Source organism: Planomonospora alba, assembly GCF_039534085.1.
Lineage (GTDB): Bacteria > Actinomycetota > Actinomycetes > Streptosporangiales > Streptosporangiaceae > Planomonospora_B > Planomonospora_B alba.
On sequence record NZ_BAAAUT010000185.1, the window covers coordinates 1 to 502 of the forward strand.

Genomic DNA, 502 nt, shown 5'->3' on the forward strand with positions numbered 1-502 from the left:
GTGATCTTGACGTCGTCGATCCCGGCCTCCACCAGGGAGGCGCCCGAGGCGTCGGCCGCCTCGACGAGGATCCGCACGTTCTGCCCGGCGAAGGCCGAGACGTCCGCCGTGGCCGTCGCCCACGCGCCGTCGCGGTCGCTCGCCGCGCCGAGCCGCTGGAAGACCTGGGCCGCACCGGACGGGCCGACGACCGCGACCCGCAGGTGGTCGGCGGACGAGGAGTTCGACCCGTGCGCCAGGTACCACGAGAACGACAGGGTCAGCGTCCCGCCGGCCGGCAGCGCGATCTGCGGCGACTGAACGCTCGTCACACCGCCGTCGACGTCGTGGGAGCCGGCCGACGAGCCCGCCAGGCGCCCGGTGACCAGGTCGTTGACGCCGCTGACCGTGGCGCCCAGCTGCTTGGCCCCGCTGGAGGAGGTCGCCGCCGGGTCGCCGCGCTCCCACTGCCCGGAGGTGGCGGTGTCGGTGCCGGACGGGTCGACGGTCCAGCCGGTCGCCG

The 502-nt window shown here is 75.7% G+C and carries 1 pseudogene; it reads right to left on the bottom strand.

The annotated features are described in order from the left end of the window. Window positions 1-502, bottom strand: a pseudogene (locus ABD823_RS34535) (aminopeptidase); the annotation flags it as partial.